The sequence below is a fragment of the Brevibacterium otitidis genome (assembly GCF_042429315.1).
Lineage (GTDB): Bacteria > Actinomycetota > Actinomycetes > Actinomycetales > Brevibacteriaceae > Brevibacterium > Brevibacterium otitidis.
The window spans coordinates 1-22799 of record NZ_JBHMAU010000024.1 but is presented as its reverse complement, the minus strand read 5'-3'; the positions used below and the strand labels follow the sequence as shown (position 1 = coordinate 22799).

General features: G+C 67.2%; 21 protein-coding genes, 2 pseudogenes and 1 other annotated feature. Of the genes and pseudogenes, 7 read left to right on the top strand and 16 right to left on the bottom strand.

Annotation, left to right across the window (positions count from 1 at the left end; translation table 11 throughout):
- Window positions 1-346 precede the first annotated feature (346 nt).
- From ACFFN1_RS02780 to ACFFN1_RS02770, 3 genes and pseudogenes are all read right to left on the bottom strand, one after another.
- Window positions 347-511, bottom strand: a pseudogene (locus ACFFN1_RS02780) (helix-turn-helix domain-containing protein); the annotation flags it as partial.
- A gap of 97 nt (window positions 512-608) precedes the next feature.
- Complete coding sequence (locus tag ACFFN1_RS02775) at window positions 609-1373, bottom strand: CDP-alcohol phosphatidyltransferase family protein (protein ID WP_376838395.1); 765 nt, start codon at window positions 1371-1373, stop codon at window positions 609-611.
- A 20-nt stretch (window positions 1374-1393) separates the two neighbouring features.
- Entirely contained in the window at window positions 1394-3484 is a 2091-nt protein-coding gene (locus ACFFN1_RS02770) for a S9 family peptidase (protein ID WP_376838393.1), read from the bottom strand.
- Window positions 3485-3592: 108 nt separating this feature from the next.
- On the opposite strand from ACFFN1_RS02770, the gene ACFFN1_RS02765 reads away from it, so the two are divergent.
- Window positions 3593-4366: an HpcH/HpaI aldolase family protein gene (locus ACFFN1_RS02765; RefSeq protein WP_376838392.1), complete on the top strand. Its 774-nt coding sequence runs from the start codon at window positions 3593-3595 to the stop codon at window positions 4364-4366.
- A 72-nt stretch (window positions 4367-4438) separates the two neighbouring features.
- Here ACFFN1_RS02765 and ACFFN1_RS02760 read toward each other — a convergent pair whose 3' ends face one another.
- From ACFFN1_RS02760 to dcd, 11 genes are all read right to left on the bottom strand, one after another.
- On the bottom strand, window positions 4439-5164 hold the full coding sequence (locus ACFFN1_RS02760) for a hypothetical protein (protein ID WP_376838390.1): 726 nt from the start codon (window positions 5162-5164) through the stop codon (window positions 4439-4441).
- A gap of 36 nt (window positions 5165-5200) precedes the next feature.
- Window positions 5201-6604 carry a sensor histidine kinase gene (locus ACFFN1_RS02755; RefSeq protein ID WP_376838389.1) on the bottom strand — a complete coding sequence of 468 codons (1404 nt, stop codon included), beginning with the start codon at window positions 6602-6604 and terminating at the stop codon, window positions 5201-5203.
- Entirely contained in the window at window positions 6604-7353 is a 750-nt protein-coding gene (locus ACFFN1_RS02750; protein ID WP_376838386.1) for a response regulator transcription factor, read from the bottom strand. Before ACFFN1_RS02750 ends, ACFFN1_RS02755 begins: the two co-directional genes overlap by 1 nt.
- A 52-nt stretch (window positions 7354-7405) precedes the next feature.
- On the bottom strand, window positions 7406-7774 hold the full coding sequence (gene mnhG, locus ACFFN1_RS02745; RefSeq protein ID WP_376838383.1) for a monovalent cation/H(+) antiporter subunit G: 369 nt from the start codon (window positions 7772-7774) through the stop codon (window positions 7406-7408).
- Window positions 7764-8285: an MrpF/PhaF family protein gene (locus ACFFN1_RS02740; protein WP_376838379.1), complete on the bottom strand. Its 522-nt coding sequence runs from the start codon at window positions 8283-8285 to the stop codon at window positions 7764-7766. Before ACFFN1_RS02740 ends, mnhG begins: the two co-directional genes overlap by 11 nt.
- Window positions 8282-8944 (bottom strand): Na+/H+ antiporter subunit E, encoded by a 663-nt coding sequence (locus tag ACFFN1_RS02735; RefSeq protein WP_376838376.1) that lies wholly within the window; start codon window positions 8942-8944, stop codon window positions 8282-8284. The genes ACFFN1_RS02740 and ACFFN1_RS02735 overlap by 4 nt, the downstream gene beginning before the upstream one ends.
- Window positions 8941-10521, bottom strand: coding sequence for a Na+/H+ antiporter subunit D (locus ACFFN1_RS02730; protein WP_376838373.1), 1581 nt, complete (start codon window positions 10519-10521; stop codon window positions 8941-8943). Before ACFFN1_RS02730 ends, ACFFN1_RS02735 begins: the two co-directional genes overlap by 4 nt.
- The gene (locus tag ACFFN1_RS02725; RefSeq protein ID WP_376838398.1) at window positions 10518-10982 is read right to left on the bottom strand and encodes a Na(+)/H(+) antiporter subunit C; all 465 of its coding nucleotides are present in this window, start codon (window positions 10980-10982) and stop codon (window positions 10518-10520) included. Before ACFFN1_RS02725 ends, ACFFN1_RS02730 begins: the two co-directional genes overlap by 4 nt.
- A 14-nt stretch (window positions 10983-10996) precedes the next feature.
- Window positions 10997-14014, bottom strand: a complete 3018-nt coding sequence (locus ACFFN1_RS02720; protein WP_376838372.1) for a Na+/H+ antiporter subunit A — start codon at window positions 14012-14014, stop codon at window positions 10997-10999.
- Between the two features lie 78 nt (window positions 14015-14092).
- Window positions 14093-15088, bottom strand: coding sequence for a hypothetical protein (locus tag ACFFN1_RS02715; protein ID WP_376838370.1), 996 nt, complete (start codon window positions 15086-15088; stop codon window positions 14093-14095).
- A gap of 7 nt (window positions 15089-15095) precedes the next feature.
- Complete coding sequence (gene dcd, locus ACFFN1_RS02710; protein ID WP_376838367.1) at window positions 15096-15701, bottom strand: dCTP deaminase; 606 nt, start codon at window positions 15699-15701, stop codon at window positions 15096-15098.
- A 290-nt stretch (window positions 15702-15991) separates the two neighbouring features.
- Between dcd and ACFFN1_RS02705 the strand changes: the two genes are divergently transcribed.
- From ACFFN1_RS02705 to ACFFN1_RS02695, 3 genes are read left to right on the top strand one after another with little or no spacing between them, the layout of a single operon-like run.
- Window positions 15992-17581: an LPXTG cell wall anchor domain-containing protein gene (locus ACFFN1_RS02705; protein ID WP_376838365.1), complete on the top strand. Its 1590-nt coding sequence runs from the start codon at window positions 15992-15994 to the stop codon at window positions 17579-17581.
- A 26-nt stretch (window positions 17582-17607) separates the two neighbouring features.
- On the top strand, window positions 17608-18744 hold the full coding sequence (locus ACFFN1_RS02700; protein WP_376838363.1) for an ABC transporter ATP-binding protein: 1137 nt from the start codon (window positions 17608-17610) through the stop codon (window positions 18742-18744).
- A gap of 48 nt (window positions 18745-18792) precedes the next feature.
- Complete coding sequence (locus tag ACFFN1_RS02695) at window positions 18793-19776, top strand: hypothetical protein (RefSeq protein WP_376838361.1); 984 nt, start codon at window positions 18793-18795, stop codon at window positions 19774-19776.
- Between the two features lie 55 nt (window positions 19777-19831).
- Here the strand turns inward: ACFFN1_RS02695 and ACFFN1_RS02690 are convergent.
- Both ACFFN1_RS02690 and ACFFN1_RS02685 read right to left on the bottom strand, forming a co-directional pair.
- Window positions 19832-19978, bottom strand: a pseudogene (locus ACFFN1_RS02690) (IS3 family transposase); the annotation flags it as partial.
- Between the two features lie 188 nt (window positions 19979-20166).
- Window positions 20167-20436 carry a transposase gene (locus tag ACFFN1_RS02685; RefSeq protein ID WP_376838358.1) on the bottom strand — a complete coding sequence of 90 codons (270 nt, stop codon included), beginning with the start codon at window positions 20434-20436 and terminating at the stop codon, window positions 20167-20169.
- A gap of 120 nt (window positions 20437-20556) precedes the next feature.
- Here ACFFN1_RS02685 and ACFFN1_RS02680 point away from each other — a divergent pair, with 120 nt between their 5' ends.
- From ACFFN1_RS02680 to ACFFN1_RS02670, 3 genes are all read left to right on the top strand, one after another.
- Window positions 20557-21882 (top strand): ISL3 family transposase, encoded by a 1326-nt coding sequence (locus ACFFN1_RS02680; RefSeq protein ID WP_376838355.1) that lies wholly within the window; start codon window positions 20557-20559, stop codon window positions 21880-21882.
- 15 nt (window positions 21883-21897) lie between these two features.
- On the top strand, window positions 21898-22062 hold the full coding sequence (locus ACFFN1_RS02675; RefSeq protein WP_376838353.1) for a hypothetical protein: 165 nt from the start codon (window positions 21898-21900) through the stop codon (window positions 22060-22062).
- Window positions 22026-22157, top strand: a sequence feature (AL1L pseudoknot). It overlaps the preceding gene by 37 nt.
- Window positions 22059-22799, top strand: a 741-nt coding sequence (locus ACFFN1_RS02670) for an IS3 family transposase (RefSeq protein WP_376838397.1), incomplete at its 3' end; no start/stop codon positions are given. (Overlaps the previous feature by 99 nt.) The genes ACFFN1_RS02675 and ACFFN1_RS02670, both read left to right, overlap by 4 nt.

Sequence of the window (22799 nt, the reverse complement as noted above, 5' to 3'; positions counted from 1 at the left end):
GACGGCCGGCGGACGGGGCGTCGACCAGGGTCACGGTGATGCGTCCGTGGCCGGTCGGGATGACGCCGCAACCGGGGCAACCGGTCAGCCAGTCGCAGGCCTCGATGTCGAGGACGACGGCAGTGTCAGTGACCTCGGCGTGGATGAGATGGAAGTCAGGCAATCCGAGCAGGACGTCACACCTGGCACAGCGATCCAGAGCAACAGCGCAGGGACACGTAGAATGTAGGCATTGTCGAGGTCCTTGAGATCAGCGGGGGTTAAAGTCCACTCATCATCAGGGACCTCGATGCTTATCCCCAGCACCCCTGCCCGACCGGCGTGCCCACACTCAACTCTAAAGAGCCACCAAACCGGTACCTGCCCGGTGCCGGCTCACCCAGCGAGACACCGCTGCCGGGGACACCTGGAAGCGTTCAGCGACGCGTCGCTGGGGCCAGCCTTGATCAACAACAAGAGAGACGAGCCGGCGCCTACCCTCGATGGTCATCGGGGCGTTACGGTGTGTCATGGAAGACCTCCGGGTCAGGGTGCGTGTCGTTACCCACCTCGATACCGGGGTCTTCTCTGACCTCAAATCACGTTCACAACCTCCCGAGGAACTACACCTAGCCCACGGCTTCAGCACTGCTGCGCGCATTCCGGCCGCGGATGTCGCGCAGGATGCAGGTCGCGGCGAACCAGCCGCCGGAGAGCCAGAACGCTGCGAGCAGCCACACCGGGCGCGCAGGGTAGATCGCGACCATCCAGGCTGTCGCCCCCATCCACACGAGCACTGAGATGATGTTGAGCGCCATGAACTTCTCGACCCTGAACGGATGCGTGTAATGCGTCGGCACGAGGGTGAGCACGACGAACACGAGCACCGCGGCGATGGTCAGCGATGCCGGCAGGGCCAGCACGTAGAGCATCACCGCGATGACGTTCCAGGCTGCCGGGAAGCCGATGAAGTAGTAGTCGGTGGACTTCCAGTTCTCATTGGCGTAGCAGAACATCGAGGACACGAGGATGAGCACCGCCAGCGCGATGGCTACCGGCTTGGGTCCCAGCGGCAGGTGCATGAGCATGAACAGCACCGGGATGAACGTCCACGTCAGGTAGTCGACGACGATGTCGACGACGGTCCCGTCGAACCATGGGGCGATCTCCTTGACGCGGGCCTTGCGGGCAAGGAACCCGTCGACTCCGTCGATGAGCGCGGCGATGCCCAGCCACAGCCACATCCAGCCGATGTGCCCGTCGAGCAGGGCGAGCATCGCCAGCAGCGCCCACAGGAACCCGGAGAGGGTGAAGAGGTGCACCGCCCAAGCGCCGGCGTATGCGCGCCGGCGGTGGGTGGTGGGCTGGGGTTCGGGTGCGGGGCTGGTCGTCATGGCAGTCTGCGGATCCGCGCTCATGCGCCGGTCACGTGCTGGTTGAGGAAGGCGATGAACTCCTGGTACCACTGGCGGGCGTTGCCGCGGCTGAGGATCCAGTGGTTCTCGTTCGGGTAGTACAGGAACCGGTGCTGGGTCTTCCCGTGCGCATCGAGCGGGGTCTTGGAGAAGGTCAGCAGGTCGAACCACAGCTGCTGGCCCTGCCCGATCGGCACCCGGTAGTCCTTGTCCCCGTGGATGACGAGCACCGGCACCTCGATGTCGCCGACCGACAGGTGCGGCGAGTACGTCTGGGCCTGCTCGGCCATCGCCAGTGCCCATGAGCCGTTGTCGGTCGTCGCTCCCATCGTGGTGACGTCCCACAGGGAGGCGTGGGTGACGATGCAGCGGAACCGGTCTCCGGTGTGCCCGGCGACCCAGTTGGCCATGTAACCGCCGTAGGAGCCGCCGGCGAGCGCCTGGCGGGTCTCGTCGATATCGGCGCGGGCGATCGCCGCATCGGCAAGCGCCATGACATCGTCGAAGGGTGCCCCGCCGAGCTCCTGCTGACCGCGGTCGATGAACGCCTGCCCGTAGCCGGTCGAGATCGCCGGGTCCGGCATGAGCACCGCGTAGCCGGCTGCGACGAAGGGCCACGGGTTCCAGCGGTAGGTCCAGGCATTCCAGGATCCCCACGGCCCGCCGTGGACGAACACGGCCAGCGGGTGGGGTGCTGCCGGCTCCGCCGCCGAGGCGGTGGCCGGCAGGGCAAGCCAGGCGCGGAGCTCGGTTCCGTCGGCTGCGGTCGTGACGACCTCCTCGAGCCGGCCGGCAGGCGCCAGATCATCAGCCGGGTTGGTGCGGATCTCGACGTCGCCGCTAGCGGTGTCGATGGCGACGAGGTGCGGGGCTTCGGCGACCGAGGAGCGGATCGCGAGCACCCCCTCGGGCGCGGAGACAAGACTGCTGTAGTGGTACGGCTGGTCGGCGCCGCCTGCCAGCAGGCGCGGCTGGGCGTCGTCGGGTCCGCCGATCCACACGGCTCCGCGACCGCGGTAGTCCGAGGTCGCCAGCAGTGTGTCGTCGTCGAGCCAGGTGATGGAGTACCACTGGTCGCCGGCGGGCCACAGCGGCTGGGCGGCACCGGTTGCGAGGTCGACAAGCACGGACCGCTGCTGCAGGTTCGACTCGGCAGTCCAGGCGGTCTCCTCGCTCACCGCGGCGAACCGGCCCGAGGGACTGAGCGCCTGTGTGGTGTAGTCGATCGGATGGGCCGCGTGCAGCAGGATGCCGGCGCCACCGGAGGCGATGTCGACGCGCCAGATGTCGGTGACCTCGGTCGTCTTCTCCTCCAGCCGCCTGACGTCCAGGAGCGCGACAGTGCCGTCTGCGGAGAGTTCGACACCAGTGACCCGGCCGGCCGGAACCGGCCCGTGCCGGAAGCTCAGCGTCCCGGCATCACGGCTGTCGCTGCGGCCGGTGTCGCTGCTGTCGGCGATGAGCAGGCCGTTGCGGTCCGGTCCGAGATCGGAGTCCCAGCTGCGGAGCGGGAAGGAATCGTGCAGGATGCCGGTGACCTTGTGGGCTGTGCGCGTGCCGTACAGCTCGGCGTGGGTCTTCTCATCTTCAGCACCATCAGCGATCGGGCCGGTGGCGAGCACCGTCGTGCCGCGGACGGTGACAGAGGAGAAGCCGCCGGGGCGGGTGGCCATCTGGATGGCCTCGCCGCGGGCAGGCAGCTTCCACAGGCTGGCGTCTTCGGCGGCGTCATCGGCGGTGTTGGCGCGCTTGGCGATGAACCACACATTGCCCTCATCGTCGACACTCGCACCGCCGACCGAGGCGAGCGGCGAGGTGAGCCGGGCCGGCGCCTCGTCGACGGTGTACAGGGCGGTGAGGTAGTCACCGGCGGTCGGCTCGGCAGCGGGAGTGGCGCCTCCGGGGGCCGTCGCAGAGGTGCCGTCCGCCTCGGCGGTCTCGTCCGCCTCGGCGGCGGAGCCGGACTGCTGGACGGTCGACACGAAGGCGACCGCGCCGGAACGCGGATTGGCGGCCAGGCCGTTGAGGCGGTGGGCGTCGAGCAGTGCGTCGACAGTGAACGGGGATGTGGGAGTCTGGGCACGTGTCATGGGACACAGGCTACCAACGCAGCCCGTGCGCGCAGCGAAGGAGCGACCCGGAGCCCACATCGTGGCGGATGCATATGAGACGGCGATCACTGCAGCTACGCTGTGCCCATGACAACTGCACATGTGCGTGAGCGTCTCGCCGCCGGCGAGCGTGCGCTGGGAACGTTCATCCTCGAATTCTCGACTCCGGGCATCGGCTCGATCTGCGCACGGGCAGGCGCCGACTGGGTGCTCTACGACCTCGAGCACACCGGCTGGTCCCTCGACGCCATCCGGGCCAGCCTGGCGGTGTCGCGGCGGGAGGACATCGCCTCCTTCGTCCGCGTCGCCGGCCAGCAGAAGCACCTCGTCTCCACCGCACTCGACGCCGGTGCAGAGGGCATCATGATGCCCTATGTCGAATCCGCTGCAGAGGCCGCCCAGATCGTCGACTGGATGCGCTTCCCGCCGGCCGGTCACCGCGGCAGCGCCTTCTGCATCGCGCACGATCTCTACATGCCCGGCGCCCCAGCGGACAAGCAGGCACAGTGCAATGAGTCGGTCCTGTTCCTGCCGCAGATCGAGTCGCCGGGCAGTGTCGCTGCCGCGCATGAGATCGCGGCCGTCGACGGGGTCGATGTGCTCTTCGTCGGGCCGCTGGATCTGTCGACGAACCTCGGGGCGCCCGGTGTCTTCACCACCCCGGAGTTCCTCTCCGCCCTCGACACCGTCGCCGAGGCGGCTGCCGCCCACGGCAAGGCGGCCGGAATCTTCGGCGCCGGCGAGCAGCTGACGGCCGCGGCGATGGAGCGCGGCTACACCGTCGTCTCCTTGTCCGCCGATGTCATGGTGTACCAGTCCGCCCTGGCGGCCGGGCTCAGGCAGCTGCGCGAAGGCAACTGAGGCCGGGAACCTGACCGCGGGCAATCCCGCTGATCCCGTCCCCGAGGCGCCCACCGCCTCGGGTGCGGGGGCTCACTGCCAGTTGGGGACGGTGAGGTGCACCTCGTCGATGAAGATGTGCTGGTTGATGGTCTGCGCGGCCTGCTCCGCCTCGGGGGAGCCCTGCACGGCGAGCACGGTGACCTTGACATCCTCCAGCTGACCGTCGGCCTGCCGCACGGCGTAGACGTTGTAGGACGAGCCCTTATCGCTGCCTGAGCCCAGGCCGATCATCATCGGCTCCGTGGGACCGGCCTCGGCCTTGTACGCCCAGCCGGACCCACCGGGGACCTGGATGTCACGGTCGGCGATGCGCGTCGCATCACCGTATGAGAACTCGTACTCCTTGTGGAAGGCGATCGACTCCGCGGCTGTCGGCTGGAAGGCCGGGTCGCAGGAGACGCGCATCGCCATCTGCTCATGCGGCTCTTCGAAGTTGATGTAAATGCTCGACAACATCACCGCCGATGTGTCCATTTCGGCGCTCGGCGGCAGCGCAACGTCGACTCGGGTGCCGCACTCGCCCCCGAGGTCGAGCTTCTCCAGCGTCCAGCCCTCGGGGATCTGCGGACCGGTCTCCGTGGGCTCCGGCTCCGGGCCCTGCGTGGGAGCCACGGCGATGCCCACCGGCGCGCCGGACTCGTCGGAGGTGCGGATCCCCACCAGGCCGCAGCCGGCGAGCAGCGCCACGGCACTCATGGCGGCGCCGGCACGCAGGATGCTGCGGTACCGGGCCCGAGGTGCGAGGTGCTGTGTCACGGCGTCTCCGATTTCAGCGGGGAAGCGGGTGGATGGTCATGATGCCGGTGGCGGCTGCGGCGGCTGTGGATGCTGCGGACCGGAGCCCACAGGCTGCTGTGGCTGCGGTGGCGGGGCGAAAGGCGAGCGCTGAGCCTGCTGGTCGGGCGGCGGCCCAGCGGCATAGGGCTGCTGAACACCGGAGACCGGCTGGGGCTGGCCGGGCTGCTGGCCATAACCCGGAGGCGGGGTGCCGGCCGGCTGCGGCTGACCCGGCTGCCCGGGCTGCGGCTGCGGCTGACCTGGTTGCGGTTGCTGCGGCAGCTGACCCGGCTGCGGCGCTGCCGAGCTGGCGCCCAGCGTTTCACCGGTGGCGGTGTCATGCCACTGCCCGTCGACCTTCTGCAGACGCCGCTTCGAACCGCGGCGCGGGGTGCCGAGCGAGCCGATCTCCGCCTCCGAGGGGGCGCGCGGCGGGCGGAACGACTGGTCGCCGCGAGCGCTGCGGTTGGTGTTGACCGGCTCGACCGGACGGGAACCGGCCACTGCGGCTGCTCCGTCGGCATGCAGCGGCGCGACCGGCTGCTGCGCCTCGGCGAGCACCGGCAGCACCAGACGCACCGAGGTGCCCTGGCCCTCCTGGCTCAGCAGCGAGACCGAACCGCCGTGGCGACTGATGATCGAGCGCACAAGAGAGAGTCCCATGCCGGAGCCGGCGACGGCGCGCACCTGCTTGCCGCGGCTGAGCTCATCCCACACTGACTGCTGTTCGGCAGCGGGGATGCCCATGCCGGTGTCGGCGACTTCGATGACGATCCAGCGGTGGTGGTTGATGACCTGCTCATTGGCGCGCAGCTCGATGACATCGGTGTCAGCGGAGTACTTGATCGCATTGCCCAGCAGGTTCATGATCGCCGACATCAGCAGGTCCTCTTCACCTGCGACATCGGGCAGCCGCCACGGGGCGCGCGCGACGGTGGCGATGATCATCCGGTCTTCAGCGCCGGGCGCCGTGCGCGCATCCTCAACCGCCTGGTGGATGAGCTGGTCCATGTTGACTCGCTGATAGTGGATCTCGCGGGATTCGACATCGGCGAGTTTGCGCAGATCGGCCAGCAGCCGCGCGACCCGGCGGGAGGACGTGTCGATCTGCCGGGCGACCGGAGTGATCTCACTGCTGGAGGCGACCGGTTCGCTCACGAGCTGCCGGATCGTCGCCGCGGAGGTGCGCAGCGCGGTCAGCGGGTTCTTCAGCTCATGGTCAAGGCGGATGAGCATGCGGTTGCGGTTGGCCAGCGCTTCCTGCTCAGCCCGGGACCGCTCTTCGGAGCGGATCTCCGCTTCGCGCTTCCTGAGCCAGTGGCGCAGGTAGAAGAAGGTGCCGACGATGGCGGCTGCGACCAGCAGCACGAGGATGAGCAGCAGCCAGATGCGGATCTCGAAGATCAGGAACTGATTCATCACGGCCTCGCGGTTTCGGCTCCGGTGACCTCGGCGACGAACCGGTAGCCGCGGCCCTGCACAGTGCCGATCCAGCGCGGATTCGAGGCGTCCTCGCCGAGCACGCGGCGCAGCTCGGCGACCCGGGAGTCGACGGCGCGGGTGCCGACGGCATCGTCGAAGCCCCACAGCACTTCGAGCAGCCGCTGTCGCTCGATGAGCTCATCATGGTGGACCATGAGGTACTCCAGCAGCGTCACGCCCTTGGGTGTGATGATGAGCTCGCGGTCCCCGAGCCACACCCGGCGGGAGGTGCGGTCGAGCCGCAGCCCGAAGGTCGACACGAGCACCGGAGCGGTGGCCAGAGGGGGGCCGCCGTGCCGGGTGCGGCGCAGCACTGCGCGGATCCGGGCGACGAGCTCATGCGGATCGAAGGGCTTGTTGAGGTAGTCGTCAGCGCCTTCTTCCAGTGCCATCGCCCGTTCGACGGCTTCGCCGACCTGGGTCAGCAGCAGGACCGGCACCCAGTTCTCCTCACGGCGCAGGGTGCGCAGCACCTCCCGACCGTCGGCGCCGGGCATGAGCACATCGAGGACGCACACATCGGGCTTGTGCCGGCGGATCTCGTCGAGGGCGAGCTTGCCGTCAGGGGCGGTGATGACCCGCAGGCCGGAGCGTTCCAGGAACGGGGCGACGGCGCCGAGCACATCAGGTTCGTCATCGGCGAGGACCACCACGGGTCGGTTGTCGGCTCCTTGCTGCTCGGCCATGGCCATCCTTCGAGTCGGTCCGATTCACTGTCATCTACAAACTGTAGTCTCCTCAGCGCCGTTCGTGCTCGATTGCGTCACGTTCCTCTGCCAGCGCCACGGCATCGGAGAGCTCATCGCGGTAGAGCATCGAACGCCGCAGATGCTTGGTGCGGTAGCCGGCGCGACCCACCATGTGGGTACCCACCGGGGCCGTCGCCATCTGCAGGGAGACGATGAGCAGCAGCGTCGTGATGACGCCCCAGTGGAACTGCTGGATGCTGATGGCGATCATCATGAGGATGAGTCCGAGGATCTGCGGCTTCGAGCCGGCGTGCAGGCGGCTCATGAGATCGGGGAAGCGCAGCAGCCCGATCGCAGCGGCCAGCGACAGCGATGCGCTGCCGATGAGGAGGACACCGGAGATGATGTCAGCGATCATTCTCGTCTCCCTTCGGCGCATCGACATCGGCGGCTGGCCGCGCTTCGACGTCGACGGCTGGGTCGTGGAGTTCGGTGACGTCAGCGCCGACGTCACCATCTGCATGGGCTTGGGCGGCAGGATGCTCGACCACCGCCTCGGCGTCGGAGGCGAAGAGCGGGCCGACCTGGTGCTGGCCGGGAACATGGGATTCCGACAGCGCATGCTCGTGGGCTCTGGCCGCGGTGCGGGACTCCCCGATGACCGGGGTGCGGGACTCCGAGCGGCTGACGTAGCGGGACACCGCGACTGAGCCGACGAAGCCGAGGGAGGCGAGCACGAGCATCGCCGGCAGCAGATCGGTGCGGCCGGTGACGACGATGAAGCCGCCGAATCCGCACAGCATCGTCGCCAGCAGCACATCGGTGGAGATCATCCGGTCGAGGATCGAGGGACCTTTGATCATGCGGATGATGGTGATGTAGACGGCGGCTGCGAAGAGCAGACCGGCGATGACAGCGGCGATCATCATGGGCGCTTCCTCCTCCGCTGGGTGATCGACAGGTGCGCGAGCACCGGCGGCTGCCCGTTCTCCTCGCGCCAGTCGTTGAGGATTGCGATGTCGTGGGCGGAGCCGATGGCGCGCACGAGGTGGTACTCGATGCGGTAGGCCACGGCGCGGGCCTCTTCAACGTCCTTATCGCTGGCGCAGTCGAGCACATGCAGGTAGATCGTCGACCGGGCCCGGTTGATCTCGGTGGCGAAGGAGCCGGGGATGAGACCGGCGACGAGCGCGACAAGCGTGATGAGCAGATCGGAGCGGGTGTGCAGGTCGATGGCGACGAGGCTGCCGGCGCGCACCTTCGTCGGGCGCACCGCGAGCCAGGCGACGTGGATCGAGGCTTTGATCATCGACCAGGTGAACCAGACGCCGAACACGATTCCGTACCACACGTTCAGCCGGCCGGAGAGCTCGACCGGCGGGAGGTAGAAGAAGCGGCTGACCGTCCAGGCGATGACGAATCCGGCGCTGACCGTCAGGACGCTGACATCGTCCCAGAGCATCACCCACAGGATGATGAGGCCGGCGAGCAGCAGCCAGTGCTGCGGGCTCGGCAGGCGGAAGAACCAGCGCAGCCGCTGGCCCAGGGTGGGTTTGCGTTCGGCGGGCAGCATCCGCTGGGGGCTCATCGGTCACCTCTCAGGTCGAGCACGGAGGTGATGTACGTATTGGGTCCGCGCAGGTTCTCCGCAGCGCGCGAGGCGACATCCCACAGCGGGCCGGCGAGCAGAGTGACGGAGACGCTGGCGGCCACGACGAGGGTGGTGGCGGCGACCATCGTCTTGTCCGAGGTGATCGATGAGGACCAGCGGCGTCCCTCCGCCAGTGCGGTGCGGCGCTCCTTGAACTCGGCCACGAGGTCCTCGGTGGGCTCTTCGACGTCGTCGGGGTCGCGCCAGAAGGCGAGGTTCCAGGTCTTGCCGATGACGTAGAGGGTCAGCAGGCTGGTGAGGGTGCCGGCGCCGATGAGCACGAAGATGAGCCAGTCGCGGGTGTCGAAGCCGGCGTTGAACAGCGCGACCTTGCCGATGAACCCGGAGAACGGCGGGATGCCGGCGAGGTTGAGCGCCGGAATGAAGAACAGCAGGCTGATCCAGGGGGCGAGCACGCCGAGGCCGCCGAGCTTGCGGATCGACGTCGAGCCGGCGCGCTGTTCGATGAGGCCGATCGCCAGGAACAGCGCCGTCTGCACGAGAATGTGGTGGAGGGTGTAGTAGATCGCCGCAGTCAGGCCCTCAACGGTGCCCATCGCCACACCGAAGATCATGTAGCCGATGTGGGAGATGAGTGAGAACGACAGCATGCGCTTGATCTCCGATTGGGCGACCGCGCCGAGGATCCCGACAATCATCGTCAGCCCAGCGATGACGAGCAGCGGCACCCGCAGATCGGACTCGGCGAAGACGACGGTTTCGGTGCGGATGATCGCGTAGATGCCGACCTTCGTCAGCAGTCCGGCGAACACGGCGGTGACCGGGGCCGGGGCCGTCGGATAGGAGTCCGGCAGCCAGAAGGCCAGCGGGAACACCGCGGCTTTGATGCCGAAGCCCAGCAGCAGGACGATGTGGAGGATGAGCTGGATGTCCTCGGACAGCCGGTCGACGCGCTCGGAGAGCTGCGCCATATTCACGGTGCCGGTGGCGGCGAAGATGAGGCCGATGGCGGAGAGGAAGATGATCGAGGACACGAGCGAGATGACGATATAGGTCACGCCCGCCCGGATCCGCTCACCGGTGGAGCCGAGGGTGAGCAGCACATAGGAGGCCGCGAGCAGCATCTCGAAGCCGACGTAGAGGTTGAACAGGTCGCCGGTGACGAACGCTGCGGCCACTCCGGCGCACAGGATGAGGTAGGCGGGATAGAAGACGCTCACCGGCGTCTCGTTCGAGGTGTCGGCCATCTCTTCGCCGACGGCGTAGAGGAGGACGCCGAAGGTCACGATCGCTGAGACGACGAGCATGAGCGCCGACACCCGGTCGACGACGAGTGCGATGCCGAAGGGCAGCTCCCAGCCGCCGACGGCCAGCGCCTGGGTGGCCTGGGAGTCGACGCCGATGAGCAGCACGATGTCGATGCCGAGCACCGCCAGCAGCGCGATGACGGTGATGGCTGCCTGGGCGCGGGCGCGTCCGGCGAGCATGAGCGTGATGCCGGCGGCGATGAGCGGCAGCAGCACCGGCAGCGGGATGAGGAGGGCCAGATTCATGTGCGGTCCTCCTCCTCATCGAGATCGAGTGCGCCGGGGATCGGGGCTTCTGCCTCGTCGCCGAACTCGGTGTCGTCGTATTCGCCGCTGGTGCCGGCCTCCTCGGCGGTGTCCCGGCCCTGCGCGAAGGCGATCCGCATATCCTCGATGTCGTCTTCGAGGTTCTCATTGCGCACCAGCCGCCAGGAGCGGTAGATCATCGCCAGCAGGAATGCGCTTATCGCGAAGGTGATGACGATGGCGGTGAGGATGAGCGCATGCGGCAGCGGATCGGACATCCCCACCGGAGAGAAGTCGACGCCGTCGGTGAGCGGCGGCCGGCCGGGCGGGCCGGCGGTGAGCATGATGAGCAGATTCGTGGCATTGCCCATGAGCATGAAGCCCAGCAGCACGCGGGTCAGGGACCGGTCGAGCATGAGGTAGATGCCGCAGGCGTACATGACGCCCATGGCCAGCAGCATGACGAGAGAGGGGCTCACAGTCGACCTCCCGAGGCGCCGCCGTCGACGTCGACATCGTCCATCCGGCCCAGCAGGGTGTGCAGCTCCTGGGAGTCCGGGCGGGCCTGCTCGGTGGACAGCGATTCGGCCAGCCGCCGCTCATCGACTTCCTGGTGGCGGTCGACCTCGGCGCCGAGGCTGCGGAGGATGTCGAGCATGAGGCCGATGACGATGAGGTAGACGCCGATGTCGAACAGCAGTGAGTTGCCGACGTGGATCTCGCCGATGACGGGAATCGTAAGGTCGAGCCAGGCGGCGTCGAGGACGGTGGAGCCCCAGATGAGTCCGCCCACTGCGGTGCCGGCGGCGAACACGAGCCCGAGGCCCAGCAGCTTGCCGGCATCGATGGGGGCGGCCTCGGCGAGTTCGTAGCGGCCGCCGGCCAGGTAGCGCAGGGCGAGCGCTACACCGGCGACGAGTCCGGCCGCGAAGCCGCCGCCGGGCATGTTGTGGCCGGCGAAGAGCAGGTAGACGGAGAAGACGATGACGGCGTGGAAGATGAGCCGGACAGTGACTTCGAGCATGATCGACCGGTTCGCCGGTGAGAGGGTCCGGCCGGCCAGCAGCCAGGCGTTGCGGCGCTCCTCGGAGTTCTCCTCCTCCGGCAGCGCCCACGCCGGGGCGACCTCGTCCTCAACGGGACGGTAGAGGCGGGAGAAGACGCTGGGCCGGTTGGCGTCGATGCGCTGCAGAGTGCCTTCGCGGCGGACGAAGATGAAGCTCGCAACACCGGTGGCGGCCGCGACGACGACGGAGAGCTCACCGAGGGTGTCCCAGGCGCGGATGTCGACGAGGGTGACGTTGACGACGTTGGTGCCGTGGCCGATCTCGTAGGCCAGCTGCGGGAACATGTCGCCGATCGAGGCGTCTACCCGAGCGCCGAAGGCGACGAGGGCGACGACCATCATGGTGATGCCGAAGGCGGCGCCGATGAGTGCCCGCAGCGAGGGTGAGAGGCGCCCAGCCGAGCGACCGATGCGGGCCGGCAGGCGGCGCAGCACGAGGACGAAGACGACGATCGTGATCGTCTCGACGAGCGCTTGGGTCAGCGCCAGGTCAGGGGCGCCCTGGTGGGCGAAGAACGCCGTCATGCCGTAGCCGGTGACCCCGACGAAGACAACGGCGGCGAAGCGCTTGTCCGCGGTGGTCGCCGCGATCGCACCGATGATGAGAACGCTGGCGATGAGCAGCTGGAGCCCGGAGGCGGTGAACCTGATCTCGGTGGGCCAGGTGTCGTTGAGGATGAGGGCGATGACGATCGCGGCGATCGCGAACAGGTAGATGACGCCCTGGTAGAACGGCATCGAACCGCGCTGTGTGCGGGCGGTGACGGCGGCGGCGAAGGACTCGAGCCGGCCGACGGTCCAGCGGTAGCCGCGGTGGAAGTCGAGTCCGTCGGGCATCGCCGCCTGGAAGGAGCTGACCCGCGTGCGGAAGGCGAAGAGCACCAGGCCCAGCCCGATGATGGCGAGGCTGAACAGCAGCCCCGGCTCCAGGCCGTGCCACAGCGCCAGATGATAGGGCTGTCCGCTGCCGGTCACCGGCAGCTGGCGCGTCCACGGACTGATGAGCCGGTCGAGCGCCGAGGCGGCGAAACCGCCGATGAGGGTCAGGGTCGTGAGCAGCACCGGGGAGCTGCGGAGCAGCGGGCTGTCGGGGCCGGGATTCACCGGGTCGACACCGGGCTTGGCGGCGAAGGCGCCCCACACGAACCGAGCGGAGTAGGCCACGGTCAGCACCGAGCCGATGACGACGCCGATGAGCGCGATGGCGGCCTCCTTGGAGCCGTCGGCCAGCAGCGTGGCGATGACCGCCTCCTTGGCGGCGAAGCCGAGCGTCGGCGGCAGCCCGGCCATCGACGCGGCGGAGATGAGCGCGAGGACGAACAGCAGCGGCGAACAGCGGGCGTAGCCGGACAGCTTGCGCAGGTCGCGGGTGCCGACGCGGTGGTCGATGACGCCGACGATGAGGAACAGCGCCGCTTTGAACAGGCTGTGGGCCAGCAGCAGCGACAGCGCGGCCGTGGTGAGATCGCGGCTGCCGAAGGAGGAGACGATCGTGAGGAAGCCCAGCTGCGAGACGGTGCCGTAGGCCAGCAGCAGCTTGAGGTCGTACTGCCGAAGCGCCTGCCAGGCGCCGACGAACATCGTCGCGATGCCGAGCGCCAGCAGCATCAGATGCCAGCCGGGCATGCCGCTGAAGCCCGGGGCCAGGCGCATGACGAGGTAGATGCCGGCTTTGACCATCGCGGCGGCATGCAGATACGCGCTCACCGGGGTGGGGGCGGCCATTGCGCCGGGCAGCCAGAAGTGGAAGGGCATGAGCGCTGACTTCGAGACCGCGCCGACGAGGATGAGGATGATCGCGGTGATGACGAGCCCGTCGTAGTGGCCGGGCGTGTAGCCGCGCTGCACGATAGCCGAGAGTTTCCCCTCACCGAACACATTGCCCAGCAGGATGAGGCCCACGAGCATCGCGAGGCCGCCGGCGGTGGTGACGACGAGCGCCTGCAGGGCCGCACGGCGGGTCTGCTGGCGGAAATGGTACTGGCCGATGAGCAGATAGCTGAAGACCGTCGTGCCTTCCCAGAAGATGAACATCAGGAGCATCTCATCGGCGACGATGAGGCCGTACATCATGCCGGCGAAGGCCATGAGGATGCCGGCGAAGCGTCCGAGCCGCAGCTCATCGGCGTCGAAGTAGCGGGCGCAGTAGACGAAGACGAGCGCGCCGACGCCGGTGACGAGCAGGGAGAAGATCCAGGCGAGCATGTCCATGCGGAAGATGAGGGACATGTGGAGGGCGGGGAGCCAATGATAGGACTCGACCCACACCTCGGCTCCGGTGAGCATCTGCGGGGCGACCGCCAGGGAGACGGCGAGCCCGGCGGCGGGCACGAGGGCGAGCGCAGCGAAGCCGGTGCGTCCGGCGAATCTGATGATGAGGGGAGCGATGACAGCAGCGAGGAGGAAAACGCCCGTCATCGCTGCCATGCTGTCACCTCACCCCGTCGGCTCAGATGACTATTCTCGCATATCAGGCGGCAGCGAGTGAACGCGGAGGCCGAGGGCTCAGACAGTCAGCTGGTTCTCGGTGACGAGGAATCCGCCCGCGTCGACGGCGATGCCGGCGGTGCCCGACAGCACCGAGGCGGCCAGCGCCTCGAGCCGGGCGGTCGCGGCCCTGCGCACCTGCGCGAGCTGCGGGCTCAGCGGGCTGTCGTAGCGGCGGTTCTCGGCATCGAGCCACATGAGCTGGTAGCTGACGGCGGTGTCGCCGAGGTGTTCTGCGACGATGCGCGGCAGCGCGGTCTCCACGCCGACCCGGACGACGAGGTCGCCGGCGGCCGGGCCGAGCTCAGCGAGGCTGATGGTGACCTCATAGCCGTCGAGGACGACCGGCTCATCCGGGTCGACGAGACCCTCAGCGGCGAGTGCGCTGATGCACTCCTCCTGCTCAGCGGTGAGCGGGCCGGGCAGGGCGGCCGCCGGTTCGAGCGTGCGCAGCCGGGAGAGCAGCACGTCCGGGGCCAGCCAGTAGGGTGAGTAGACGGCGATGTCGATGTGGGATTCGGGGTCCGGGGTGACGAGCCGGTCGGTGCGCGGCCCCTCGTCGGCCAGCCGCACCGCCACGTGCAGGCGCCGCGCCAAGGCGATGAGCGCGCGCAGGGAGCGGTCCTCTTCGCGTTCGGGCAGGCCGTCGGGGAAGTGGCGTTCGAAGCCCTCGGCATCGGAGTACCAGTCCGGCGGTGGGGCGCCCTCGCGTTCGCGCGGGCAGCTGAGCGCGAAGACGACATCGGACCAGTCCGGCAGCCCGAGGCGGGCCCGGGCGGCAGGCGGCAGGTAGATGGGGCCTTTGAGCGCGGAGTGGCGGGACATCCGCCAGCGCAGCACCTCGGGCGCGGTGCGGGTGGCCGGCGCTTCGACGGTCGGTTCCGGCAGGCGGGGGTAGAGGTTCGACAGCAGCGCGACGACATCGCTGGCCTCCAGGCCGGCGTCGACGATGAGCAGATGCTCACGCGCCAGCGTTTCCGGGCTGCGCGGATCGGAAGTCTCCGGTGTGCTCATGGGGGCGTCAGTCGTCGGCCGGCGCATGGCCGGTGACCGGTGAGCGGTGGAAGTTCATGAACGCGCGCGAGGCGGTGGGCCCGCGCTGGCCCTGGTAGCGGTTCTTGCGGGAGGCGTCCGAACCGTAGGGGTGCTCGGCCGGTGAGGACAGCGCGAAAAAGCACATCTGCCCGATCTTCATGCCCGGCCACAGGGTGATCGGCAGGGTTGCGACGTTCGACAGCTCCAAGGTGACGTGACCGGAAAAGCCGGGGTCGATGAATCCGGCCGTCGAGTGGGTCAGCAGTCCGAGGCGCCCGAGCGAGGACTTGCCCTCGAGCCGGGCGGCGATGTGCTCCGGCAGGGTGATGAGCTCCAAGGTCGAGGCGAGTACGAACTCACCGGGGTGCAGCACGAACGGGCCCTCTGGGTCGACTTCGACGAAGCGGGTGAGCTCCGGCTGCTCCTGGGCAGGATCGATGACGGAGTACTTGTGGTTGTCGAAGAGCCGGAAGTAGCGGTCGAGGCACACATCGATGCTCGCCGGCTGGATCATCTCCGGGTCGTAGGGGTCCAGGCGCACGTTGCCGGCGTCGATCTCGGCACGGATATTACGGTCAGATAGGAGAGTCACCCTGCTAATCTATCGCGATTATGCAACGATTTCGTCACTTTCCGGCAGACGGTTTCTCAGAAAACTCACCGAAGGCTGGACAGATGCTCTACAGTGGATTGTGACATTACGCCCGCGCCGATGGTGCCTTCCCCCTTTGTGACCAAAGGAAGCCGGGAATACCAGGGTCATCCCTGGACGCACTTCGTCGCCTTCAGCGTGGACGTACACCTCCACAACCGAAAGGCCGAACTGTGAAGACTTCCAAGAGTCTTGTGCTTGCCCCCGCAGTCGCCGTAGCGGTTTCCGGCATGTTTGCCGTACCAGCCGTCGCGTCCACCAGCACTGCGCCCGACAATCCGCCCGCGCAGGGCGAGACGAAGAAGCCCGAAGCCGCCGTCGAGTCCGAGTCTGTTTCGCAGGCCGACATCGCGAACAAGGACAAGGGCATCAAGTTCTCCGCCACCGGGTTCAACGGTGACAAGACCGCCAGCGTCGTCGTCACCGGCACCGACGGCACCGAATACAAGCCTGATGAGAAGCTGACTGTCAACGACAAGGGCGAAGTCAACGGCTCGTACTTCTTCACGACCAGCAAGGACGCCAAGGTGCCGATGGGCGAGTACAAGCTCAAGGTCGTCGGCAACGACTCGAAGGTCGAGTCGACCGAGGTGACCTTCAAGGTCGTCTCGAACACCGCCACGCCGAGCCCGACCCCGAGCGCCACTCCGACTGAGACTCCGACCGGCACCCCGACGGAGACGCCGACCGCTGAGGTCAAGATCGGTACGCTCAAGGCCGGCGCTGCCGACGTCAACGAGAAGGCGTTCAGCTCCGACGGACTCGCCTTCACCGGTGAGGGATTCTCACCTGAGCTCAAGACCGACGTCACCGTCACCGCCCCGGCCAAGGACGGCGAAGAGCCCAAGACCGTCAGCGCCAATGTCACCACCGACAAGGACGGCAAGCTCGCCTTCACCGTCAAGGGTCTGCAGCAGGCTATGGCCGCCCCGGCAGACGGCGCTTCCGGCACGCCCTCCGAGCAGCCGAAGGACGACAAGTCCGAAGCTCCGAAGGCTGATGTGCCGCTGGAGATCGCCGTCACCCCTGGCACCTACACCGTCGAGGTGAAGGCCGAAGGCACCGACAAGACGGCGAAGGCCACCTTCAACGTCACCGCCGCGCCGACACCGACCCCGACCGAGACCCCGTCGGCCACTCCGTCGGAAACCCCGTCTGCGACTCCGTCGGAAACCCCGTCTGTGACTCCGTCGGAGACGCCTTCGGAGACGGCAACGCCGTCCGAGACCCCGTCGGCCACCCCGACGCCGAGCGATGAGCCGTCCGCGACGCCGAGCCAGTCGCCGATGCCCACCGACAAGCCGACCGACTCCGATGAGGAGAAGGCCGCTCCGAAGCTCACGATCGATCCGCTGGAGATCAGCTCGGCTGACTTCGGCAAGGACGGCGTCACCGTCACCGGTGAGAACTTCGAGCCCGGCCAGAAGGTCACGATGGTCGTCAACCACGCCCAGGGCAAGGTCAAGCAGTACACCAAGGAGGTCACCGTCGATGAGAACGGCGTGGCGGCCTTCCGGGTGCGCGCTGTCACCACCCCGGTGCTCGGCCAGTACAACGTCACCGTCCATCCGTCGGATGCCGCCGCTGACGGCGAGGAAGCCCTGCACGGCAGCTTCACCGTCATCACCAACGGTTCGTCCATCGGCGATGAGACGACTGGTGACAACAAGAAGGGCACCTCCGGTGGCACGGATCTGCCGCGCACCGGTGCTGAGCTCACCGGCCTGGCGATGGGCGCCGGCCTGCTCGTCATCGGCGCGGCCGCTGTCGTCATCACCCGCCGCCGCACCGCCGGCGGCAACGGACCTGCCGACATCTGAGCTGAGAGTTCAGAAGGCAGGCTGCTGTGACGATGCGCGACCCCGGGCACCTCGCTGTCCACACAGTCGAGGTGTCCGGGCGACCGCTCGTCCCCGCTCCGCTTGAACGTGGGGATCGGCTCGTCGTCATGGGCGACCGAGACGATGTCTCCCACGTCCTTGAGAGGGCGGCAGCGCTTCCCGGCACCGCCGTGGTGCCAGCGCCTGACGGGGCACGCAGGCTCAGCGTGACCGCCTATCTCCGCCGGATCGCCGGTTCGGGCACTCCCCAGCAGGAACCCGAACCGGTCGATCCGGACCGCGCCCTTGACGCCTTCGGGCTCTCCTACGATCGGCTGCGCCGCACCCGGCTCAGTGAGCTCGGTGCCGATGCCAGCGTCCGCCTGCATCTGGCGGCAGCGCTCGCCAGCGGCGCGCAGTGGCCCATCCTGGACAATCCCTTCGCCGGTCTGCCCGGTGACCTTCGAGCAGGTGTGCGAGGAAGACTGCTCGGAGTGTGCGAGGAATTCGGGCTCGGGCTCGTGCTGGCCAGCAACGACCTCCTCGACGCCGCGACCACCGGGGGAACCACGGTCGTCGTCGAGAAGGGTCAGGTCGCCGATGCCGGTGAGCTGGCGGCCATGCTGCGCAACCCGCGCAGCAACTTGGCGGCATCGTTCGCCGGGGTCAACGTCTTCTCCGGACTGGCCCGTCGCGGCTGGCTCTCGATCGGGCACTCCCAGGTGCGTGCCCGCACCGAACTCGACGGCAAGGTCTTCGTCACCATTCCCACCGATGCGACGACGATGTCCTTCGACGAGTTCGATCCCGTCTTCACCGCCGAGACCGTCTTCGAGGCGCTCATCGTCGGCATCCGCGATCGCGGCGGGCGTCTGCAGATCGTCGTCTCCCCCTCCGATACCGAGGTGGGGCTGGCGATGACCGCTGATGTGCTCGACTTCCGCTCACTGCCGGCTGATCCCGCCCGCCGGGAGCCCGGTCCGGGCTCCGACGCCGAGGCGCCCACCGCCTCGGGCACGGAGGCGGCACCGCAGTGGGGCGTCCTGCACCCCGGGCTCGGTGCCACCGTCGCTGAGACGCTGTCGAACGTGCGGGTCGGCGCGCGGGTGCACATCGAGGTCGATACCTCCCGCATGCACGCCTATCCTGTTGAGGTGGACTAGCCGCACCCAGGCCACCGGGCCGGCGGCGCAGAGCGGAGGGAACAGGCGATGAGGCGAATGGTCGGGCGCGCCCGCGCGCTGCTCATCGCCGGCCTGCTCATCATCGCGCTCACCGCAGCCGCGGTGCCGCTGCTCAACCTCACCGTCTACTCCCCCGCCCGGGCCGTCGACGCCTATTTCGATGCTCTGGCCGACGGGGATGCCGCTGCCGCGCTCGGAATGCTCGCAGCCCCATCGCACAGCGAGCGCACCCCGCAGAACGCGCTGACCGATGCGGTGCTCGCCGGTGCCCCGGCGGTTCCCGAGCACGTGCAGATCACCGCCAGCGACCGCGACGGCGACACCGCCCGCGTGCGCGTGCGCTACAACCTCGGCTCGGCCACCCACACCACCGATCTGACCCTCCAGCAGGGGCCTGCCACGTGGGGGCTGTTCGCACGCTGGGCGATCGCCGTCGACTCCTGGCCGCAGCTGTCCCTGCAGATCAGCGGCTCCGGTACCGCCGATGTCAACGGGGTCGAGGTGCCGGCCGGCGATGGGCCGGTGCCGGTGCTGTTCCCTATGAGCTACAACATCGGCTTCAACGCCGAATACCTCACCTCCGAGGTCAAGCAGGTGGTGGTCACCAGCAGCTCCGACGACATGGGGGTGGCCCTGCAGCCGACCCCCACCCCGGCGCTGACCGCCGAGGTCAAGCGCCAGATCGAGGAGCACCTCGCCGGCTGCGTGAAGGCAACCACGCTCATGCCGACCGGCTGCACGTTCGGTTATGAGACGGAGAACGAGATCATCGGCGACGTGTCCTGGCGGATGCTTGAGGACCCGCAGGTGAGCCTGAAAAGCGCCGGCTCACGGCTCTCGCTTGTGCGCAGCCCCGCCGTCGCCGAGGTGTCGGGCACCTACCGCGACAGCGTCACCGGTTTCGAGTTCGACTTCCGTGAGAAGGTGCCGTTCACCCTCGGCGCCGAGGTGATCGTCACCGGCGATGAGGTGCGCGTTGAACCCAACAGCGGTGCCGAGCTCGGCGGGTGATGGGCGCCGGGCGCTGATTGCTTGAACTCATCGGTATAGGTCTTAGGCATGACTTCTATCCCTCCTGGAATCTATCCAGTCGTGAAGTCAACCAAACCTTCAGCAGTCCCTGACGCATCAGCCCAGCGACCTGGTCACGGCCGACCTTCCAGCCGCTACGGCGCACCGCGTGCCACATTTTACGAACGCCGCAGAGACCCCGTAGTTGCCGGCATACAGGTCCTTGATCACCACCCTTAGTTCCCGATCACGGATCTGACGTTCACAGGCCGATCTGGTCTTCGCGGCCCGATAGCCACGAGAGGTGATGAATCCACCCTCGCGTGCTGCAAGCGTGCGGCAGATGAGCCCGAACTGCGAACTGATCACGGTACATATCGATGTAAGCAATCATGTCGGCCAGCGGCGACCTGGCTCCGCTACCGAAAACGCGGAGGCAGTCTTGAGGATCTCGTTCGCCCGTCGCAGCTCACGATTCTCCCGTCGCAGCCGTCTAAGCTCTTCAAGCTCATCTGTAGTCGCGCCCGGCTCAGTACCGGCATCACGTCTGGCCTGCTTCAACCACCCGCGCATCGTATGCGGTGAGATCCCAAGTTTCGTTCCCACCGCCTGCGCAGCCGACCACTGCGAGCACTGCGTGTGGTGAAGATGATCCTCCATTAAACGGGCTCTTCAGAGTTGAGTGTGGGCACGCCGATCGGGCAAGGGTGCTGGGGATAAGCATCGAGGTCCCTGATGATGAGCGGACATCTACCCGCGCTGATCTCAAGGACCTCGACAATGCCCCATCCTACGTGCCCCTGCTCGACATCTCTGGACCGTTGCAGTCGCTGCGATGTCCTCCTCGGCCTCCCCGGACTGCACCTGACCGACGTCGATGCCACCGACGAGAGCGTGGTCCTCGACGTCGAGACCTGTGACCGGCTGACCGGGTGTCCCGGATGCGGCGTCATCCCGACCGGCCACGGACGCATCACCGTGACCCTGATCGATGCTCCGTCCGCTGGGCGTCCTGCCCGCCTGCGATGGCGCAAGCACCGCTGGATCTGCCGGGAGTCTGCCTGCCCGGTCGTGACCTTCACCGAGCAGAACACGCAGGTCGCCGCACCACGCGGCCTGCTGACAACCCGCGCGGTGTCCTGGGCGATCCGTCAGCTGCGGTATGAGAACGCCTCTATCCAGGGACTGGCCCGCCAGTTGGGCACGACGTGGAACACCCTGTGGTCCCAGATCCGGCCAGTGCTCAACACCGCCGCTGACGATCCGGCACGGTTCGACGGTGTTGAAGTCCTGGGCGTCGACGAGCATGTATGGCATCACACGGACCCCCGCCGGCGCGGACCCAAGGAGCTGACCGGCATGGTCGATCTCTCCTGCCACCAGCACCCGACGGCACGTCTGCTGGATCTCGTCCCGGGACGCTCAGCAACGGTGTACAAAGACTGGCTCACCGCACGCGGGCCTTCCTTCCGCAACGGTGTGCAGGTCGCGACGCTGGACCCGTTCCAGGGATACAAGAACGCGATCGATGACCAACTCGACGACGCCACCTGTGTGCTCGATGCTTTTCACATCGTCAAGCTCGCCACCAGCGCCGTCGATGACGTTCGCCGTCGTATCCAACAGCAGACACTCGGGCACCGGGGCCGGAAGGGCGATCCGCTCTACGGCATCCGCAACCTTCTGCGGGCCGGACGCGAACGCCTCACCGACCGGCAGCGTACGAGACTCGAAGCGGCGTTCGCTGCGCACGAGGACCACATCAGTGTCGAAGTCGCCTACCAGTGCGCCCAGGACGTGCGTGACATGTTCCACCAGGACACTCACGCTCAAGGGCGCAGGCTGGCCGCCCGCGTGATCGAGGCCTTGCCGACGTGCCCGATCCCAGAGATCGCCCGGCTGGGCAGGACGCTGCGGAAGTGGAAGACGACGATCCTGGCGTGCTTCGATACCGGTGGTGCCAGCAACGGTGGCACCGAGGCGGTCAACGGGCTCATCGAGCTGGGCAGACGGATCGCTCGCGGATTCCGCAACCTCGAGAACTACCGACTCCGCATGCTGCTCATCGCTGGCGGCCTGGACGCATCAACCCACACTCAACTCTGAAGAGCCCGTAATTGGGTGAAGCAAAACCATGTGGATTCCGGTGAAGCGCCAGGAATGACGAGCGATGACAAACGACGCATCACGGACTTGGAAAAGGAAGTTCGGGAACTGCGCCGGGCTAATGAGATCCTGCGGAAAGCGAGTGCGTATTTTGCCCAGGCGGAGCTCGACCGCCGCTGAGTGATATCGATGGTTTCATCGATGATCATCGTGATGAGTTCGGAGTCGAGCCGATCTGTCGAACACTGTCTCAGACTGGTGTACAGGTCGCTGCGAGCTCGTATTACGCAAGAAAGACGAGACCGGTCTCAGCCCGGAAACAAGCTGATGCGAAATGGGATGATCGGATTCGGGAAGTGCATTCTGACAATCGTGGATTGTTCGGAGCACGGAAAGTGTGGGTGATGCTGCGCCGGCTCTATCCGAACGAGCCGATCGCCAGGTGCACGGTCGAACGCCGTATGCGCGCCCTGGGGCTGGCCGGGGTGTCCAATGCCCGGTCGACGACCACGACACGGCAGCCCAAGACCGCTTCGTATCCGGGGGACCTCGTCCAGCGGGATTTCACCGCAGATACTCCTGATACTCGCTGGGTTGCCGATATCACCTATGTGCCGACATGGAGTGGTTTCGTCTATGTCGCTTTCGTCATGGACCTGTTTTCCCGGATGATTGTTGGATGGCGAGTCGATACGACTTTGCGGACCGATTTGGCGCTGGATGCTCTGGAGCACGCGTTATGGGAAAGGAAGCGAAATAACAGGAACATCGAGCAGTTAATTCATCATTCTGACAAGGGAAGCCAGTATGTTTCCATTGCTTATACAGAGCGTCTGCGTGAAGCTGGAATAGAAGCCTCGGTCGGTTCGACTGGAGATTCTTATGATAATGCCGCAGCAGAAGCGCTGAATAAACTA

Coding starts and splice junctions, on each gene's coding strand:
- ACFFN1_RS02775 (WP_376838395.1), bottom strand. CDS start 1,373: ATGACGACCAGCCCCGCACCCGAACCCCAGCCCACCACCCACCGCCGG.
- ACFFN1_RS02770 (WP_376838393.1), bottom strand. CDS start 3,484: ATGACACGTGCCCAGACTCCCACATCCCCGTTCACTGTCGACGCACTG.
- ACFFN1_RS02765 (WP_376838392.1), top strand. CDS start 3,593: ATGACAACTGCACATGTGCGTGAGCGTCTCGCCGCCGGCGAGCGTGCG.
- ACFFN1_RS02755 (WP_376838389.1), bottom strand. CDS start 6,604: ATGAATCAGTTCCTGATCTTCGAGATCCGCATCTGGCTGCTGCTCATC.
- ACFFN1_RS02750 (WP_376838386.1), bottom strand. CDS start 7,353: ATGGCCGAGCAGCAAGGAGCCGACAACCGACCCGTGGTGGTCCTCGCC.
- mnhG (WP_376838383.1), bottom strand. CDS start 7,774: ATGATCGCTGACATCATCTCCGGTGTCCTCCTCATCGGCAGCGCATCG.
- ACFFN1_RS02740 (WP_376838379.1), bottom strand. CDS start 8,285: ATGATGATCGCCGCTGTCATCGCCGGTCTGCTCTTCGCAGCCGCCGTC.
- ACFFN1_RS02735 (WP_376838376.1), bottom strand. CDS start 8,944: ATGAGCCCCCAGCGGATGCTGCCCGCCGAACGCAAACCCACCCTGGGC.
- ACFFN1_RS02730 (WP_376838373.1), bottom strand. CDS start 10,521: ATGAATCTGGCCCTCCTCATCCCGCTGCCGGTGCTGCTGCCGCTCATC.
- ACFFN1_RS02725 (WP_376838398.1), bottom strand. CDS start 10,982: ATGCTGCTGGCCATGGGCGTCATGTACGCCTGCGGCATCTACCTCATG.
- ACFFN1_RS02720 (WP_376838372.1), bottom strand. CDS start 14,014: ATGGCAGCGATGACGGGCGTTTTCCTCCTCGCTGCTGTCATCGCTCCC.
- ACFFN1_RS02715 (WP_376838370.1), bottom strand. CDS start 15,088: ATGAGCACACCGGAGACTTCCGATCCGCGCAGCCCGGAAACGCTGGCG.
- ACFFN1_RS02705 (WP_376838365.1), top strand. CDS start 15,992: ATGTTTGCCGTACCAGCCGTCGCGTCCACCAGCACTGCGCCCGACAAT.
- ACFFN1_RS02695 (WP_376838361.1), top strand. CDS start 18,793: ATGAGGCGAATGGTCGGGCGCGCCCGCGCGCTGCTCATCGCCGGCCTG.
- ACFFN1_RS02685 (WP_376838358.1), bottom strand. CDS start 20,436: ATGGAGGATCATCTTCACCACACGCAGTGCTCGCAGTGGTCGGCTGCG.
- ACFFN1_RS02680 (WP_376838355.1), top strand. CDS start 20,557: ATGCCCCATCCTACGTGCCCCTGCTCGACATCTCTGGACCGTTGCAGT.